Here is a 17,077-nt window from a genome sequence, read left to right as displayed (position 1 = left end):
ACTTCCCCCTTTCTATGTGAATATAGTTATATTATCATGAAAATAATTAGATTGATAAGGTTTTCAGAAAACGTTATCATTTTCATATAAACTAATAACCTAGTAATTTAGAAATGAGGGATCAACATGTTAAAAACCGGCAAGAAATTTCATTATACAGCACCTGCAAACGGATATCCTGAATGGAATAACAACCCTGAAATTTTTCAATTGAACCGTTCGAAAGCACACGCTTTACTAATGCCTTATCAAACGGTCGAAGAGGCCTTAAAAAATGATAGAAAATCTTCTGTTTACTACCAAAGCTTAAATGGAAGCTGGTACTTTCATTTTGCTGAAAATGCAGATGGCCGCGTCAAAAACTTTTTCGCTCCTGAATTTTCATATAAGAAATGGGACTCTATTTCAGTTCCTTCACACTGGCAGCTGCAAGGATATGATTATCCTCAATATACAAACGTGACATACCCTTGGGTTGAAAACGAAAACCTCGAACCTCCTTTTGCACCGACTAAATATAACCCTGTCGGTCAGTACGTCCGTACTTTTACACCTAAATCAGAATGGAAAGATCAGCCCGTGTACATCAGCTTCCAAGGCGTCGAATCTGCTTTTTACGTATGGATTAACGGTGAGTTTGTTGGATACAGCGAAGACAGCTTTACTCCAGCTGAATTTGATATAACTTCTTACCTTCAAGAAGGTGAAAATACGATAGCAGTAGAAGTATATCGCTGGAGTGATGCAAGCTGGCTTGAAGACCAAGATTTTTGGCGAATGAGCGGCATCTTCCGAGATGTGTATCTTTACTCTACTCCACAGGTTCACATCTATGACTTTAGCGTTCGTTCGTCGCTTGATAACAACTACGAAGATGGTGAACTTAGCGTTTCAGCTGATATTTTAAATTACTTTGAGCACGATACTCAAGATCTAACATTTGAAGTCATGCTGTATGACGCGAATGGCCAAGAAGTACTACAAGCTCCGCTGCAAACAAATTTAAGTGTGAGCGATCAACGTACAGTCTCCTTGCGTACACACATTAAAAGCCCTGCAAAATGGAGCGCAGAAAGTCCTAATTTGTATACCCTTGTACTCAGCTTAAAGAATGCTGCTGGTTCTATTATTGAAACAGAAAGCTGTAAAGTTGGCTTCCGTACGTTTGAACTAAAAAATGGCCTCATGACAATCAACGGCAAGCGTATTGTACTTCGAGGAGTGAATCGCCACGAATTTGATTCAGTAAAGGGCCGGGCAGGCATCACGCGCGAAGACATGATTCACGATATTTTGCTGATGAAGCAGCATAATATTAACGCGGTGCGTACATCCCATTATCCTAACGATTCAGTATGGTATGAACTATGTAATGAATACGGACTCTACGTTATTGATGAAACCAATTTAGAAACGCACGGAACGTGGACTTATTTACAAGAAGGTGAGCAAAAAGCCGTTCCAGGAAGCAAGCCAGAATGGAAAGAAAACGTATTAGATCGCTGTCGTTCCATGTACGAACGTGACAAAAACCACCCTTCTATCATTATTTGGTCGCTTGGAAACGAATCATTTGGCGGAGAAAACTTTCAGCATATGTATACCTTTTTTAAAGAAAAAGATTCCACGAGACTTGTTCATTATGAAGGAATCTTCCATCATCGCGACTATGATGCTTCAGATATAGAAAGCACGATGTACGTTAAGCCAGCAGATGTAGAGCGCTATGCATTAATGAATCCGAAAAAACCTTACATCTTATGTGAATACAGTCATGCAATGGGTAATTCATGCGGAAATCTGTACAAATACTGGGAGCTGTTCGATCAATATCCGATCTTGCAAGGCGGTTTTATATGGGACTGGAAAGATCAAGCTCTTCAAGCAACAGCAGAAGACGGTACTTCTTACTTAGCTTACGGGGGAGATTTTGGTGATACTCCTAACGATGGTAACTTCTGCGGAAACGGTTTAATCTTTGCTGATGGGACCGCTAGCCCCAAAATTGCAGAAGTAAAAAAATGCTATCAGCCCGTAAAGTGGACAGCAGTCGACGCTGCAAAAGGAAAGTTTGCCGTTCAAAACAAACACTTGTTTACAAACTTGAACGCCTATGATTTTGTTTGGACTGTTGAAAAAAATGGTGAACTAGTTGAAAAGCATGCGTCACTTTTAAATGTAGCTCCTGATGGTACAGACGAACTGACGCTTTCTTATCCTCTTTATGAGCAAGAAAATGAAGCTGACGAATTTGTTTTAACTCTTTCTCTCAGATTGTCCAAAGATACAGCCTGGGCTTCAGCTGGATATGAAGTGGCGTACGAACAGTTTGTGCTGCCTGCCAAAGCCGCTATGCCTTCAGTAAAAGCTGCTCATCCTGCTTTAACCGTTAACCAAAATGAACAAACGCTTACGGTTACAGGAACTAACTTCACGGCTATTTTTGATAAGCGAAAAGGCCAGTTTATTTCTTACAACTATGAGCGCACCGAGCTGCTTGCGTCGGGTTTCCGTCCGAATTTCTGGCGTGCAGTAACCGATAATGACCTCGGAAATAAACTGCATGAAAGATGTCAAACGTGGCGTCAAGCAAGTTTAGAACAGCACGTAAAAAAAGTAATCGTTCAGCCGCAAGTTGACTTTGTTATCATTTCGGTTGAACTAGCTTTAGATAACTCTCTTGCTTCTTGCTATGTAACGTATACGCTATATAACGATGGTAAAATGAAGATTGAACAATCTTTAGCACCTTCTGAGACAATGCCTGAAATTCCTGAAATCGGCATGCTGTTTACGATGAATGCGGCTTTTGATTCTTTAACGTGGTACGGAAGAGGACCTCATGAAAATTATTGGGACCGTAAAACTGGCGCTAAGCTGGCCCTTCATAAAGGCAGTGTAAAAGAGCAAGTTACACCGTATTTACGCCCTCAAGAATGCGGAAATAAAACGGACGTTCGATGGGCCACTATTACAAACGATCAAGGGCGCGGCTTTTTGATAAAAGGTTTGCCAACAGTCGAGCTGAACGCTTTACCTTACTCACCTTTTGAACTGGAGGCTTACGATCATTTTTACAAATTGCCGGCAAGCGATTCAGTAACCGTGCGGGTTAACTACAAGCAAATGGGCGTTGGCGGAGACGATAGCTGGCAAGCTAAAACACATCCTGATTACACACTATATGCTAACCGCTCGTATACAAACACGTTTACGCTAAAACCTCTATAAAAACAAGAAGGACTTTCATTTGAAAGTCCTTTTTACTTATGATGTCACCTCTGGCTTTCGCTGAGAAAGTAAAAATACCGTAGCGATAATAAGAATCGTACCTAACCACTCCGTCCATCCAAAGGTCACATGAAGCCATAGAACAGAGAGCGCCGCTGCTGATAAAGGTTCCGCTGACGCAAGAACAATGGCTTCAGAAGCGCTAATATGCTTCAAGCTTTCCAAATAGCAATAAAATGCAATGAGCGTTCCGAAGATGATTACAAATAACACCGCACACAGCGACAATAGCGACCACTCACCTGCTATATGCCACGGCGGGTGAATAAATGAAAAACTTGCGCCGCCTATCACCATTCCCCAGCCTACTACTTCAATTGAGCTCCATTTCGCAAGAAGACGCTTAGGCTGAAGCGTATAAAAAGCAGACGTCACAGCTGCCCCAATTCCCCAAAACAACGCCCACCCTGTAATAGACAGCTCGTTAAAATTCCCGCTTGTTGCAAGAAAAAAGGTCCCTGTTATGACGAGCACAACAGAAATCATTTCTACTTTCACCGGCCACTTTCTTGCTTGCAGGGCTAAATAGCCAATAATAAATATTGGCGACGTATATTGAAGCACTGTAGCTGTAGCAGCGTTTCCTGCTTCAATAGCTGCAAAATACGTATACTGCACGCCGAGCATACCGATTACACCAAACAAAAGCAGCGAAGTCCTCTCTTCTTTTGTTTTCCAAATTGCAAAAATATTGCGCTGCTTAGAGGCTATTGCCAAAAGCAGCAATCCGGATACTAACATACGAACGACGACCAGCCACTCTGCGTTAAAACTTTTATGCTGAAATAAATATTGAGCCACCGTGCCAGATACTCCCCACATTGTGGCACCAATGATTACAAGCAGCAGCCCCCATGCTCTTCTAGATGACGTTTGAACTCCTTCCACTTGCCATTCCTTCTCTCTTTTTCATATATATTTAACTTACCTCGCTCTTCTTTAACGGTCAATAGCAAAAAAAGTCGAAGCAATATGCTTCGACTTTTTTAAATGCTTTTATGAAGTAATTTCTTGAGTAAAGGAAATAGCACATCGGGAAGTTCTTCGATGTTTGGTACTAGAATACTATATTTCCCGTACATATTTTGAATGGTTTTCTTTTGTCCTTCATCAATTTCCCCGTTGGATAAAAAGACGTTGATGACTTCAATTCCGTGCTTGCGTGCTTCTAATACCGCTTCGTGCGTATCTACAATACCATTTTGTTCATATCCCATAGCGGCTGGTTCACCGTCTGAAAACACAAGTAAAAACTTCTGCTGTTCAGAACGCTGAAGCAAGCGGCGTGTCATATGGCGAATGGCAAATCCATCACGGTTGTCTTCTTCAGGCTCAAGCTGCATAATTTCAGGACCGCTTTTACGCTTTAACGATGCTTGAAAGTCCATAACTGTCTGCAGGTAGTTAGGCTGGCTCGTTTCGGTGGCATCATTTGTATCTTCCCAAAATCCTACAATTTGATGAGGCACCATAACAGACTTTAACGCTTCATGAAATAGCGTAATCCCAAGCTTCGTTTCATCCATTTTGTCGTACATTGATGCGGAACAATCAACTAAAAGAGAAAAGACAGCATCAATTTGCGCAGAATCTTCATCTTTTTTATAAAACAAACGAGGATTGTCGTCTGTCCATAGTTTTAGAAGCTTTTTATTTAATCGGCCAAAGTGCAGCTCGCTTCTAGGAAGCGTTTTTTTATGTTCAAGCGTTTTTTCAATCATTTGCTTTAATTTTTTTTGATACGATGCAATAATTTTTTTATTCTCATCATACTGAACAACGTGATCGTCGTTCGGAAGTTTAGAATCTATAAAAACAGCATAGGCATGCTTATTTTCTTTCCCATACTCATAATCCGCTTCCCCATCTTTTTCCGGATGCGTTTGCTCCATGGCTTCGATTTGAGAATAATCGTTCCGCGATGTTTTTTGAGAAGACCCTTGCACCATGCCCATTGCTTGATCTCCATCGTCGCCTTCACGAACACCATCGCCTAGCATGTCTGTTTTTGAGCCTTGATCCATATCAAACTGTAGAAAACTTTGCGTCGCTTCGCTTGTCTCTCGATGCCACATTTCCATTTTCTCTTCGTGAATGTCTTCATCTCCGTCTTTTTCATGTTCTAAAATATCATCGTTCACTAATGAATCTTTGCGCTTTAAATCTTCAAATGTTAACCCTTCTTCTAACTGATCATACTGGAGTTCAGCCAAGAAGAAATAAGTATTAAGCATATCTTTTTCAATAATATCATCAAAAACATCTAAAAGTTCAAGACAGATGCGCGATACATCTTTTGTTGTTTTAGCTTCATATACATTTGTTAGCTGTCTGCGAATAAAAGGCATCGCTAAATTAATCGATTCACTCATTGAAGGAATTTCTTCAAATGGATTTTCGGCCGTCAATAGCAAGTAGATGCCGTTAAAAAGTGCATCCGTATACACGCTTTTTGTTAAATTTGCGCTCATTTGTGTAGCAAAATATTTTCTGTAGAGCTGTCTTCTGACGGCGAAGGCTTTTTTCGTTCCAGGACGTTCGCGTTTGCATACTTCTTCTAAACGAATATCTTCAAACAGCATAAACAGCTGCTTAGCTAAGCCAGGTACCGAGGTTTTATTTATTTTCTTTAAATATGCATTAATTTCTTTGAAGTTTGAATGCTTATAGCTTCCAATACTTCTTAAAAATACATCACTTTTTAAGCCGTACACTTTGTCTTCTTCTGGACGGTTATCCCAAAAGTGACTGAGATAAATAATGCCGTGTACAGGATCATAATAAGAAGAAACGCGATACTCTACTTCAATTTCATCATTTTTTGTTAATGTTTTCGTTAAATCTGCCAGCTCCATATAGAGAAAGGAATCTACATTTTTGTCGTTAAATTTAATAAATCGCATAGCGCCACTCCTTACTCAAATAATGTTTCAGCAATATTTTGAATGGCGGCTTTTTCCCTTTCATCTTCTAGCTTTTCAATAATACCGCGTCTAATCGCGCGAAGAGGCGGCATATAAAGAGCTAAATCACACGTATCGATAAGCGCACGAATAGACGCAGCTTCTTCTGATACATGGCCGCTTTGAACTTGAGTAATTAAATCCGCAGAGAGCGTGACAAATTTATCAATTAATTTTTCGTCTTTTAACTGAGACTGAGACATCAGAACTTGCTTTAAGCTGCCTCCTTGAATATACGGCACTTCAATAACAACAAAACGATTTTTTAACGCTTCGTTTAATGGAACAGTACCAACATACCCCTCATTAATAGCCGCTACTACGCCGAACGTTTGCTGACCGCGTACTACATCTCCAGTGAATGGGTTCGTAATCATTTTTCGGTAATCAAGAACCCCGTTTAAAATAGGAAGTGTTTCAGGTTTAGCCATGTTAATTTCATCAATATATAGTAAATGGCCTTTTTTCATTGCCTGAATAACAGGTCCTTCCACAAACTCAATACCTGTTTTCCCTTCTTGTTCCGCAATTGTTTTAAAACCAAGCAGCGCTTCTGCATCTAAGTCAACCGAGCAGTTAACGCTATGCATCGGCTGAGAAAATAAATGCGACAGCGTTTCAGCAAGCTTTGTTTTACCTGAACCTGTTGGTCCTTTTAAAAGTACGTTTTTCCCTAGTGACAAGGCAATAATGGCATCTTCTAAAATATCTGCTTCTTCTGCTGTATAGCCGCCTTTTCCAATTAATAGCTGATCAGCATCGGACAAGTTTCCATATTTACGATTCGCTAAAAGCGAAAGAACCTCTTGTGGTAATGATAATTGTGATAGTTGAATTGACATAACAAAAATCCTTTCTTTCTGCATACTTTCTATAGTTTACTAAAAAACATTCTTCTTCTCAAAGAATTGCCTTACCTACGCTTTTCTCTAAGGTTTCCGATAGAAAAACCGCAGTCTTTAAACATATATTCAGTAAAAAAAAGTAGGTTATTCACCTACTTTTTTACGATTTTATAGTTTTTATGATTAACGACTGTTTTCATGGATTCGCCCGTTTCAGCATCTTTTCCAAAATCTACGATAACCGAATTGTCTCGCACTACCATAACAATTCCTTTAAATCCTTTATAGTCGCCTTTTTTTGGCTGAATTGTATCGCCAACTTTAGCTGCTTTGACTTTAGGTGCTTGTTCTTCTGTACCTTGTGTATTTTCTACGTCCATCATGACCCCACCTTTTCCAATTTACCGTGTTTTTTATAAGTGAAAACACAATTTAATTTACTTTTTGTTGAAAATACTTAGTTTATTTTCCCACAAACATCCATGGTTAAACACCATGTGTTTGTCCATTTTTATTTTGCAAACAAACGCTGTATTTTTTATTATGTATGTAGCTGTTTTTTGTAAGAGCACATCCTTGTTCTATCATAACATTTTCTGTTTCCTTCGAACACCAATTACCCTTTAGTTTTTTAAAAAAATGACAAATCACACGGAATTATGTCGAATTTCATATGGTTTTCTTTTTAATATGATAAGCTATATATCGTATTTTAAGCATCTTTTATCTATTACATACGATTTTTGATAAAAAAACCGAAACTTTTATCCACAAATTGCGTTGATTAAATGAAAGGGGGAGAAAATGGCACAACAGCATAACTTTGAACACATTTATAAACAGCACATGCATGATTTGCTGCGCTATCTTCTCTCTCTTACTCGCAGAAAAGAATCAGCGGAAGATTTAATGCAGGAGACCTTTTACCGGGCACTTTTACACTTAGAAACATATAAAGGCGAGGAAGTGAAGCCTTGGCTGTTCAAAATTGCTTATCACGCCTTTATTGACTGGTATCGAAAAGAAAAAAAACGCCCTACTGTCGAAATAGAAGAATGGCACTTTACTCCTCAGCCAAGTGCTGAAGAACAAGTGATGATTCAAAGTGAAATCGACGGCTGGCTTTCTGATGTATCTGCTTTGCCTCCAGCTAAGCAGAATATTGTACTGTTACGAGATTATCACGGCTTCACATATGAAGAGATTGCAGAAATGACTGGCTATACTCTGTCAAAAGTGAAAATGGACTTGTATCGTGGTCGTCAACAATTGAAAAAAAGAAAGGAAGAGGACGGATGAGCTGTCAAGATATGAAGCATCAATGGGAAAAATATAAAAACGGCACTTTGACAGACAAAGAAGCAGAAGCACTTGAAGAACATACGGAAAATTGCGAAGCATGCTCAGCTCATTTGGAGCACTTGCTAACCGAAGATGAACCGTTACCGCCAACTTCATCAGCTACTTCACTAAGTGACGATACGATGTTGGATAATAAAAAAGTTAAAAAGTCCATTTATATCGCCAAATGGAAGCAGCGCCTTTCAAATGTGACAACTGTCATTGGCTCTGTCGTTCTGCTATGGATAATCGGCAGCTTTTTATCTATTGTATATTATCATCAATCAAAAACCGAATACATAAACAGCGTGAATCAAGCGGCTATCGAATCTGCTTTTCCGAACGTTCATATACGTGAAACCACTTCTGATACACAGTCCTTTTTCCGCATGCAGTCGCAAATGGAAGCTTATAAGCAAATTGGACGTGAAGAGCAGGCCATTGGGACGTTTACATTTCATCAGCTGTTTGATAAAACAAGCGGTGTAGAAAAAGAATTCTCCGGCGGCAAATACGACCTTAACCTTTCTTTTGTCTATCCTGATCCCAAAAAACTAAAGCTACATGCAAAAGAGTATAAGCAATGGACAAACGAAACATGGAAAGCGTTAGAAAATCTACCAAAAGGAACGGTGAGCGAAGTGGCTATTTCTTTTGATGATACGTATTCGCTAAAAGAAGTTCAGCAAAAAATGAACGTCATCGACAGCCGTGATTTTTCTACCTCTTGGTACGCGCTTAATACAGGGCACGAACAAAAAACAAGCACAAAAGATGAGCCATTAATTGACTTAACATCAACCTTTGGCTTTCCAGAGTTTTTAGACTTACCTTACGATCACAAAGGAAATCAAACCCACTCTACTAGCAAGTCGAACGTTTTAAATATGATGAAACTATTAGCCGATAATGAAGAAACGGTCCAAAAAGTTCGTCAGCTAGACCATTCTGATCTGTTGCTAAAGCAGCGATATTCTTATGTAAAAAAACATGGCGTCGGCGTGTACGGCGTTGTGATTACAGGGCCTACAAAAAAGCTTCTGAAATTAAAAAATGATCCGTCGATCACATATGCGTCACTTGGAGATGTAGAACTATGGAATTGGTTCAGTCGTCCCTCATCAGGTACCTTAATGAATCAGTAGAAGCTGAGACAAAAGTATAGCAGTGGAAGAAAAATCCGAACGATGAATCAAGACTCTTGATAGAGAATCAAATTCGTTCGGATTTTTTTTATGGATAGAGTGAACGTAGGTTTCATATATGCAGTGATGTCGTTACGTCTCGGCCTCTTTTTTATTCATTCGTTAATTGTTCAAACCTTTTCACCGCTTCGCTTTTATCAAATGAACTAAACCATCGATAGTCTTGGTCATCTAAAATGCGATAGTGCTGACTAATCATATTTTGCTGCAGACGAAAAGAGCCTTCTTTTTGAATTTCTTTCCACCATACTCTTCCTCCGAGCGTTTTATCTTTTGGAGAAGATACGCCGTTATGAGCAATGATTTCTACTACTTCTAAAGGAACGTCTCCCAAAACCGATTGAAGGATTTCACTGTCACCAAACAAACCGCATACTGCAACAGTGGTCGTCCACCCTGCTTCCGTGCGCCCTTTTTCAATTTGAACCAATGTTTTTTTGGAAATACCAATGACTTCAGCCATTCTGTCTTGTGAATAGTTTCTTTCTAAACGAATTAATCGTATTTTATCCGATACTGATTTAATTACTTCTTGTTTATTCATTTTCACAGCCCTTTCTTTCTATACACGTACATTTCTTTAGTGTAATATTACACCTAATTAAAGAAGAGTTTCAAGCGTTTCCCTTCGTCACAAGACGGGGAAATATACTGAAATGGTTTTTGTACACTAAAACAATTAAAAGGAGTTGAGAATATGTATATCATTGTATGGGCTATGCTTGTACTATACGCCTGGCTGCTAGCTCCGGGAGCAAGCGCCGGTAATGATTTGCTGTTTAAAAATCTTATCACCGAAAATTTTCAACTGGTAGATCCGCTCGTGGTTATGGTATTCTCTTTTTTAGGACTTTTCCCAGTATTGTTTATGGTAATAATCTGTAAAAAAGATACATACAACTGCCTGGATGGCCATTTTCTCTTCTATCATTTGCGCTTGGAGCTTTTTCTCTTTTGTTCTATTATCATTGGAAAGGACAAAAAGTTCGAACACGTTCGCGTATTCCTTCACGTTTCATTGCTATCATTTCTTCTCATCTATGGATTGGACTATGCTTAGTGCTCACGATTGCAGGTTACGTATACGGACTATCCGTAGGTTCAATAAAAGCTTATGGAGATGCTTTTATGCAGTCACAGCTTGTTAGCGTGATGACCGCTGATTTTTTTGTTTTAACGTGGCTTTCTTACTCCGTTATGACAAAAGAAAGGATAGCATCCCGGCCTTACCTTCTTTTATGTTTCATTCCAGTTGCGGGCCCTTTTCTTATTTTGTTACTGCTTCCCCGCCAAGATGTTAGAGAAGAAAAACTTTAAATAAAAGTCTTGCGTTCCATTCATTATTCCGTTATAATCATTTCTTGTACGATGAAAGTTGATTAATTAGAAAACATTTATATATCGGCATCTTATTTACATTTGTTATACATACCTGCGCTGTGCGTATACTCATGTTGTCTTAAACCTTTGAGTGTTAAAAGGGAGCTCAAAATTTAGCTGCAGATAGCACGCCCTTCTTGGGACGCTAAACCCGGCTATGAGGGCACCCACCTAGTAGATCTGGGTATTTAAGACACTTAGGGTTACGGCAGTGCGGGCTTATTTTTTAGTTAGCTGTAGCTAGCTTTTTTTATTTTTCATTTTACTAGTTTACATAATTATTTTATTGTTAACTTATATTTTTTTAGACATGTATGTTTTATTTATCTTCGTTTGAGGAACATAAAAAGTAATAAAGGAGATGGATAAAATGAATGAACAAAAAATTGCTAAAAAAGTAAACGAAGTATTAGAAGGAAATCGTGTAGGAACATTAGCCACAGTTGTAAACAACAAACCCCACTCTCGCTATATGACATTCTTTAGCGATGAAGATGGTATCGCTCTTTACACACCAACAAATATCAATACACATAAGGCAGAAGAAATCGAAGCCAATCCGAACGTGCACGTACTATTGGGCTACAGCGGCGAAGGATATGGCGATCAATACTTAGAATTATCTGGTACAGCTGTTCTTCGTACTGGTGATCAATTAAAAGGGCGTATATGGAACGATCACATGAAAGAATGGTTTGACGGTCCAAATGACCCTGAGTATGTTGTTCTTGAAATTACGCCGAACGAAATTCGCTTTATGAATGAAGGCGAAGAAACTCCCCAAACTGTTCAGCTATAATAAAAAAGCGCACACTGTGCGCTTTTTTATTTTCCTACCGCTTCTTTCAATTGAGCTGCTTTTTCTTTTGGAGACGCTGCTAAGCTAATCGCGGTAATAATAGAAACGCCATCTGCACCTGCCTCTACTACTTGTTTGGCATTTTCAGGCGTGATGCCACCGATTCCTACAATTGGAAAGTCAATATTCTGGTTTCGCACTTCTTCAATTAACTTTGTACCTTGCACTGCTTTTGCGTCTTTTTTTGTAGAAGTAGGAAAAACAGGTCCCATTCCTACATAATCTGCCCCGTCTTTTATCGCTTGCTGCAGCTCTTGTACATTATGAACAGAGACGCCTACAATTCCTTTTCCTATTTTCTCTCGAACAATATGAGCTTTTTCATCTTCCTGTCCAATATGAACGCCATCTGCTTGTAAGCGGATGGCTAAGTCAAGATCATCATTCACAACAAAAGGAACGCTGTGCTGCTGACAAATTTGCTGAAGTTCCTTCGCAAGCTGATACTTCGCTTCTCCTGTTAGGGCACCCTCGCCTTTTTCACGAAATTGAAACACGGTAACTCCGCCTTCAATTGCTTCTTTCAACACTTCTTTCGGATCTTTTGTACAGTTATTGCTGCCCATTATAAAATAAACTTGCAGCAGCTTTTTGATTTCTTCGTTTGTCATTTTCCGGCTCCTTTTAACGTTGATGTACTCTTGCATATGATTCAATATCCTGCCCTGATAAAAGATGAAGCTGATTTAACAGCTCAATTTGAAAGCTTCCCGGTCCTTCTTCACCTTTTTTCGCTGCGGCGATTTGACCTGCCACTCCGTAAAAACTTAAAGCCGCAACGCTTGCCTCGACATATTCTTTTTCTACAGCAGCGAAAGCTCCTATAATTGATGTCAGCAGACACCCAGTCCCCGTCACTTTCGTAAATAACGGGTGACCGTTGTCTACTGTATACGTTGTGTTTCCATCTGTGATTACATCTTGTTTACCCGTGATAACAATCACTGTATCTAATTTGTTCGCTGCTTTCTCAGCAAGTTCAATGACGTCTCCTTGCCCTTCTAATGAATCAACGCCTTTAATGAGCCATGACTCGCCTACTACATTCGCAACTTCAGCAGCGTTACCACGAATAACTGCAATATTTAATTCTTCTACAAGCTGACGTGCTACTTCTGTACGAAACGGTGTCGCTCCGGCTCCTACAGGATCGAAAATAACCGGCACGCCATTTTCATTTGCAGATTTTCCTGCTATTCTCATCGCTTCTACTTCTTGAGCCGTCAGTGTACCCATATTTAAGACAAGCGCTCCGGCGATTCGTGCCATGTCAGCCACTTCTTCCTTCGCATAAGCCATAACAGGTGAAGCTCCTAGTGCAAGCAGGCCATTTGCTGTAAAATTGGTTACCACAACATTCGTAATATTATGAACAAGCGGACTTGTATCTCTTACTTTTTCTAATTGAGCTGAAATTTTACTAATATCCATATTCTCTCACTCTTTTCATTTAGTTTTAACACTGCAAAAAAAGACAAAAAAGCACCTTGCATGCGCAAAGTGCTTTGGTATGTACTCACATTCCCTGCGCTGGCATTATCCAACAGGTTCAAATGGTCAACAGGCGTCCCTGTACTCTCAGCCTGCCCCGCACAAGCTCCCATACTATTCTTGTTACGTATAAAGTTTACTATTAACCTTTTTTATTTGCAACCATTTCACTATTTTGCCGATAAAATAAAGCTTCTCTATAGGCTGAGTACCATTGTAAACCTTACACCTTTACTAAAAGAATAATCAAAAGACCTCCAGTAAGCTACTCGAAGTCTTCAATTCCCTAGGAATTCTATCATTTTTTCCTTATGGTTATTTCTCTTGAACCGCTTGATTTCTCACAGCTGTTTTTCTGTCCTTCCCTGTTCTTAAAGATAAAAGAAAACAAAGCAGCAGTACAAGTGCAGCTGATACGTACGGATAATTAATGTTTATATCAAAGAGAAAGCCTGCTACAACTGGTCCAATAATATTCCCAAGACTTGTATAAGCAGAATTTAGTCCGGCTACATACCCTTGGTCGTCTTGTGCCATCATCGACATTTGCGTGCTGATTGCCGGACGTAAAATATCTGTTGCTAAAAAGACGATGAATGTCACAACAATAATAAGCCAGTACGTGTGCACAAACAGCGTAAGTAAAATAAAAAGTCCCGTCATCATCAAGCAAAACGAAATCACTCTTTTTTCACCAAACTTATTTAAAATCCAGCCAAAAATCGTAACCTGCACTACAGCCCCCGCAATAGAGCCAAACGTAATAACAAACGCAATATCTTTTGGCGTAAAGCTAAATTTATGATCAACAAATAGTGAAAAAATCGTTTCATAATTGGATAATCCAAACGATGTCACAAAAACAATAATTAAACTTAGAAAATAAGGTTCTTTATAGGAATTCATAAGCTGCAGTAGCAGCCGATCTTCTTTTGGATTCTCATTGTTTGAAACAGCATGATTTTGTACAGGACGAGACTCTGGCAAAACAAAAAGCGTAATCACTGCAGCCAAGCCTCCTGCTACTGCGGCCATATAAAATGGTACACGCATGCCGTATTCAGCTAAAAAGCCTCCAATACCGGGCCCAATAATAAATCCTGTTGTAATCGCCGCCGTCACATAGCCCATTCCTTTAGCGCGTTCTTTAGCAGACGTGACGTCCGCTGTATAGGCCATAACAGCAGGCATAATAAGCGCGGCCCCGACCCCGCCTAACATTCTCGATACAAATAATAAAAGAGGTGTACTCACTGAACCAAAGAACCATTCAGACAAAGCAAAAACAATCATTCCCGCTACAATAATTTTCTTTCTCCCTAACGAATCTGATAACCGGCCCGCTAAAGGTGAAAACAGAAATTGAGTTAGTGAAAACACCGCTACTAAAAGCCCCATCACGCTGCCGTTGATATGAAGCTCCGTCATATATGTTGGCATAATTGGAATAACGAGACCGATTCCTGTAAAAATAATAAAAATGTTTAGCATGAGCAGCAAAATCGCCGCTCGATTTCTTAACAATAATGACATATAAACCTCCTGATTACAAAAATACTGAACGTTCGGTCTATAAAAATACAAAATAATGAGGGATTACTCATTACCGCAATAAGCATCCCCGATTATTTAAGAAGACCTTGCTATAATTCCGTTTAAAAATACATCGATTGCTGAATGATAAAGCTGCAGGGCATTTTCCGTGTTCATTTTTCGAGACATGCGGCTCATTCCAACAAACAGCCCTTCTAAAATCACTGCAAGCTGTTCTGCATTTTTAGGAGAAAACTCTCCTTCATCAATGCCTTTTTGCAAAAGTTCCCGGTTAAACTCCACGTGTCGTTTCACCATCTCATCAATTCGCTCTTCGATGTCGCTGCCCTTTTCCTCGTTGTTAAAAAACTCATCGGCGGCTTTCGTAAGAGGATGATTCAAATCATCTAAAATGATTTGCTCCGCAATTCCAAAAAGCTTATCTCTTGTTGTTTTGTAAAGAGACTCTCTTTCTTTCCAGTTTCGTTCCCACTCGAGATCCCATTCGTCTATTAAATAGAGAAAAAGCCCTTCTTTACTTTTAAAGTGATAATAAATATTCCCTTTACTGCTTCCCGTAGCTTCTACAATTTCCTCAATAGATGTAGCTTTATAACCTTTTTGAGAAAACAATGCTTTAGCGGCATCTGCCACTTTTCTTTTGGTTTGTTCACTTTGAAGCTTTTTTTTATTCAAGCTATTTCCACCGCCCTGCACATTTATTATTTATACTGAACATTCGTTTTGTATTATCTGACACCTATACTACATAGGAAAAACCTTTTTGTCTAGTGAAAAAACCTAGTTTATACCTTTTTATATGAATTATGACAAAACAAAAAATAAATAGGTGGAGACATAACTAAATCAACCGCTTGAAGCAACTACATATACGAAACCTACGTTCACCATCACCATGACAAATCCGAACGAGTTGGATTCTTCATCAAGAATCTTGATTCCTCGTTCGGATGTTCCTTCAACTAAAATACTTTTGTCCCATCCTCTTTTAATCATTCAATTTCTTTGTCATAAATACACTGTATGGATCTTCTTTGTAAGTAGAAAACGGTTCGCACTCGTAAAATCCAAAACTGGCGTACAGCTTTCTAGCCGGTTCAAAAGCAGACGCGGATCCTGTTTCTAAGCTTAAGCGTCGGTACCCTCGTTTTTGTGCTTCATTTATTATGTATTGCAGCAGCTTCCTAGCAATTCCTTTTCGCAAATGAGCCGCGGCTGTTCGCATCGATTTAATTTCTCCGTGGTGCTCATCTAACTCTTTTATAGCCCCGCATCCTGCTAGCTGGCTGTCTTCCCACACGCTCCAAAACGTAGTATCACGGTGTTTTAAGCTTTCAATATTTAGAGCATGAATACTTTCAGGGGGTGAATGTAAGTTCATTCCTTGAAGGTGAGAACTTACTAGTTCAATAACTTCATTGTTCGTTAAGTGGTCTCTTTTTATTTTAATCATTTTCTCTTCCTTCCTGCTACTAAGGGGTGGTCAACTACAAACCGACTTATGAATAAATTCACTGCCGACCTTTAAAAATCCTTTTATACACTCCCTTCTTTTTCTCCAGTTATTAAAACCGACTTTGCCAAGCAGATATTTCATACATTGTTAAACGGAGGTGAAATTCGTTGAAGAAGGTTTTATTTTGTCTTGTCCCTCTTTTGTTTTTATTATCCGCCTGCTTTAGTGATCCTGTTCAAGATGATTTAATCGACTATAACAACCAAGATTTAAAAAAAGCCGCTCAGCTTGAAAAAGAAGCGATTGACTCATACGATTCTGTTACAGGCGCTAACTACACAAGTGACGCGGTAATGTACGATACGATGACGAGTGAAGTCATTCCTACCTATCGTAAATTTGTTGACGAACTAGAAAACATCGATGTAGAAACCGACGATCTTCGAAAGGTTCATGAAGGCTATATAAAGGCTGCCAATACCCAGTATAATGCTTTCATTAAAATTGTCAGCGCTTTAGAAAAGCAGGACCGCAACCTTATTGCTGAGGCAAACGCTATGCTTGATGAGGCACGAAAAGGCATACGCGATTACAATGCAGCTATTAAAAAGCTGGCTAAAGAACATGATGTGAAAATTGAAGAACCAAAAACACAGCGAGAAAATAGCCTATAGTTTTGATGCAAAAAGAAG

General features: G+C 39.3%; 17 protein-coding genes, 1 other RNA gene and 1 riboswitch. Of the genes, 7 read left to right on the top strand and 11 right to left on the bottom strand.

The features are described 5' to 3' along the window. Positions 1–126: 126 nt before the first annotated feature. The gene (gene lacZ / locus BG04_RS22120) at positions 127–3,231 is read left to right on the top strand and encodes a beta-galactosidase, LacZ type (protein WP_034652512.1); all 3,105 of its coding nucleotides are present in this window, start codon (positions 127–129) and stop codon (positions 3,229–3,231) included. 36 nt (positions 3,232–3,267) lie between these two features. Here the strand turns inward: lacZ and BG04_RS22115 are convergent, their stop codons facing one another. The 4 genes from BG04_RS22115 to BG04_RS22100 form a co-directional block, all read right to left on the bottom strand. Continuing rightward, positions 3,268–4,179 carry an EamA family transporter gene (locus tag BG04_RS22115; RefSeq protein ID WP_016763961.1) on the bottom strand — a complete coding sequence of 304 codons (912 nt, stop codon included), beginning with the start codon at positions 4,177–4,179 and terminating at the stop codon, positions 3,268–3,270. 98 nt (positions 4,180–4,277) lie between these two features. Beyond that, positions 4,278–6,194: a vWA domain-containing protein gene (locus BG04_RS22110; RefSeq protein ID WP_034652515.1), complete on the bottom strand. Its 1,917-nt coding sequence runs from the start codon at positions 6,192–6,194 to the stop codon at positions 4,278–4,280. Positions 6,195–6,205: 11 nt separating this feature from the next. Then, entirely contained in the window at positions 6,206–7,120 is a 915-nt protein-coding gene (locus BG04_RS22105; RefSeq protein WP_016763959.1) for an AAA family ATPase, read from the bottom strand. A gap of 131 nt (positions 7,121–7,251) precedes the next feature. Continuing rightward, positions 7,252–7,482 carry a YkvS family protein gene (locus BG04_RS22100; RefSeq protein WP_013056869.1) on the bottom strand — a complete coding sequence of 77 codons (231 nt, stop codon included), beginning with the start codon at positions 7,480–7,482 and terminating at the stop codon, positions 7,252–7,254. Positions 7,483–7,903: 421 nt separating this feature from the next. On the opposite strand from BG04_RS22100, the gene BG04_RS22095 reads away from it, so the two are divergent. Both BG04_RS22095 and BG04_RS22090 read left to right on the top strand, forming a co-directional pair. Further along, positions 7,904–8,398: an RNA polymerase sigma factor gene (locus BG04_RS22095; RefSeq protein ID WP_016763958.1), complete on the top strand. Its 495-nt coding sequence runs from the start codon at positions 7,904–7,906 to the stop codon at positions 8,396–8,398. Next, positions 8,395–9,585: an anti-sigma factor gene (locus BG04_RS22090; protein WP_034652518.1), complete on the top strand. Its 1,191-nt coding sequence runs from the start codon at positions 8,395–8,397 to the stop codon at positions 9,583–9,585. The genes BG04_RS22095 and BG04_RS22090 overlap by 4 nt, the downstream gene beginning before the upstream one ends. 151 nt (positions 9,586–9,736) lie before the next feature. Here the strand turns inward: BG04_RS22090 and BG04_RS22085 are convergent, their stop codons facing one another. Next, positions 9,737–10,189, bottom strand: a complete 453-nt coding sequence (locus BG04_RS22085; protein ID WP_028408681.1) for a helix-turn-helix transcriptional regulator — start codon at positions 10,187–10,189, stop codon at positions 9,737–9,739. Positions 10,190–10,599: 410 nt separating this feature from the next. Between BG04_RS22085 and BG04_RS31455 the strand changes: the two genes are divergently transcribed. The 3 genes from BG04_RS31455 (at position 10,600) to BG04_RS22075 (ending at position 11,824) form a co-directional block, all read left to right on the top strand. After that, positions 10,600–10,962, top strand: a complete 363-nt coding sequence (locus BG04_RS31455; RefSeq protein WP_230586565.1) for a hypothetical protein — start codon at positions 10,600–10,602, stop codon at positions 10,960–10,962. Between the two features lie 109 nt (positions 10,963–11,071). Continuing rightward, a non-coding RNA gene (gene ssrS / locus BG04_RS29990) (6S RNA) lies at positions 11,072–11,249 on the top strand. Between the two features lie 146 nt (positions 11,250–11,395). Continuing rightward, positions 11,396–11,824, top strand: a complete 429-nt coding sequence (locus tag BG04_RS22075; RefSeq protein ID WP_013082985.1) for a pyridoxamine 5'-phosphate oxidase family protein — start codon at positions 11,396–11,398, stop codon at positions 11,822–11,824. 26 nt (positions 11,825–11,850) lie between these two features. On the opposite strand, the gene thiE is transcribed toward BG04_RS22075, so the two are convergent. From thiE to BG04_RS22045, 6 genes are all read right to left on the bottom strand, one after another. Further along, entirely contained in the window at positions 11,851–12,495 is a 645-nt protein-coding gene (gene thiE, locus BG04_RS22070; RefSeq protein ID WP_013082984.1) for a thiamine phosphate synthase, read from the bottom strand. Positions 12,496–12,508: 13 nt separating this feature from the next. Beyond that, complete coding sequence (gene thiM / locus BG04_RS22065; RefSeq protein WP_013082983.1) at positions 12,509–13,315, bottom strand: hydroxyethylthiazole kinase; 807 nt, start codon at positions 13,313–13,315, stop codon at positions 12,509–12,511. Positions 13,316–13,389: 74 nt separating this feature from the next. Further along, positions 13,390–13,498, bottom strand: a riboswitch (TPP riboswitch). Positions 13,499–13,690: 192 nt separating this feature from the next. After that, positions 13,691–14,908, bottom strand: coding sequence for an MFS transporter (locus BG04_RS22055; protein ID WP_034652520.1), 1,218 nt, complete (start codon positions 14,906–14,908; stop codon positions 13,691–13,693). 96 nt (positions 14,909–15,004) lie between these two features. Beyond that, positions 15,005–15,604 carry a TetR/AcrR family transcriptional regulator gene (locus BG04_RS22050; RefSeq protein ID WP_034652522.1) on the bottom strand — a complete coding sequence of 200 codons (600 nt, stop codon included), beginning with the start codon at positions 15,602–15,604 and terminating at the stop codon, positions 15,005–15,007. Between the two features lie 171 nt (positions 15,605–15,775). Further along, positions 15,776–15,925 (bottom strand): hypothetical protein, encoded by a 150-nt coding sequence (locus BG04_RS30630; RefSeq protein ID WP_155276306.1) that lies wholly within the window; start codon positions 15,923–15,925, stop codon positions 15,776–15,778. Further along, positions 15,918–16,382 (bottom strand): GNAT family N-acetyltransferase, encoded by a 465-nt coding sequence (locus BG04_RS22045; RefSeq protein WP_034652524.1) that lies wholly within the window; start codon positions 16,380–16,382, stop codon positions 15,918–15,920. Before BG04_RS22045 ends, BG04_RS30630 begins: the two co-directional genes overlap by 8 nt. Positions 16,383–16,552: 170 nt before the next feature. On the opposite strand from BG04_RS22045, the gene BG04_RS22040 reads away from it, so the two are divergent. Continuing rightward, positions 16,553–17,059 carry a hypothetical protein gene (locus BG04_RS22040; protein ID WP_034652527.1) on the top strand — a complete coding sequence of 169 codons (507 nt, stop codon included), beginning with the start codon at positions 16,553–16,555 and terminating at the stop codon, positions 17,057–17,059. Positions 17,060–17,077: the final 18 nt, after the last annotated feature.

Origin of the sequence: Priestia megaterium NBRC 15308 = ATCC 14581 (genome assembly GCF_000832985.1) — a bacterium.
Classification (GTDB): domain Bacteria; phylum Bacillota; class Bacilli; order Bacillales; family Bacillaceae_H; genus Priestia; species Priestia megaterium.
This window is presented reverse-complemented; position numbering and strand designations above follow the sequence as displayed.

Bases quoted from the DNA above. Each gene is read 5' to 3' on its own strand.
- lacZ (WP_034652512.1), top strand. From the start codon at position 127: ATGTTAAAAACCGGCAAGAAATTTCATTATACAGCACCTGCAAACGGA.
- BG04_RS22110 (WP_034652515.1), bottom strand. From the start codon at position 6,194: ATGCGATTTATTAAATTTAACGACAAAAATGTAGATTCCTTTCTCTAT.
- BG04_RS22105 (WP_016763959.1), bottom strand. From the start codon at position 7,120: ATGCAGAAAGAAAGGATTTTTGTTATGTCAATTCAACTATCACAATTA.
- BG04_RS22100 (WP_013056869.1), bottom strand. From the start codon at position 7,482: ATGATGGACGTAGAAAATACACAAGGTACAGAAGAACAAGCACCTAAA.
- BG04_RS22095 (WP_016763958.1), top strand. From the start codon at position 7,904: ATGGCACAACAGCATAACTTTGAACACATTTATAAACAGCACATGCAT.
- BG04_RS22090 (WP_034652518.1), top strand. From the start codon at position 8,395: ATGAGCTGTCAAGATATGAAGCATCAATGGGAAAAATATAAAAACGGC.
- BG04_RS22085 (WP_028408681.1), bottom strand. From the start codon at position 10,189: ATGAATAAACAAGAAGTAATTAAATCAGTATCGGATAAAATACGATTA.
- BG04_RS22075 (WP_013082985.1), top strand. From the start codon at position 11,396: ATGAATGAACAAAAAATTGCTAAAAAAGTAAACGAAGTATTAGAAGGA.
- thiE (WP_013082984.1), bottom strand. From the start codon at position 12,495: ATGACAAACGAAGAAATCAAAAAGCTGCTGCAAGTTTATTTTATAATG.
- thiM (WP_013082983.1), bottom strand. From the start codon at position 13,315: ATGGATATTAGTAAAATTTCAGCTCAATTAGAAAAAGTAAGAGATACA.
- BG04_RS22055 (WP_034652520.1), bottom strand. From the start codon at position 14,908: ATGTCATTATTGTTAAGAAATCGAGCGGCGATTTTGCTGCTCATGCTA.
- BG04_RS30630 (WP_155276306.1), bottom strand. From the start codon at position 15,925: ATGATTAAAAGAGGATGGGACAAAAGTATTTTAGTTGAAGGAACATCC.
- BG04_RS22045 (WP_034652524.1), bottom strand. From the start codon at position 16,382: ATGATTAAAATAAAAAGAGACCACTTAACGAACAATGAAGTTATTGAA.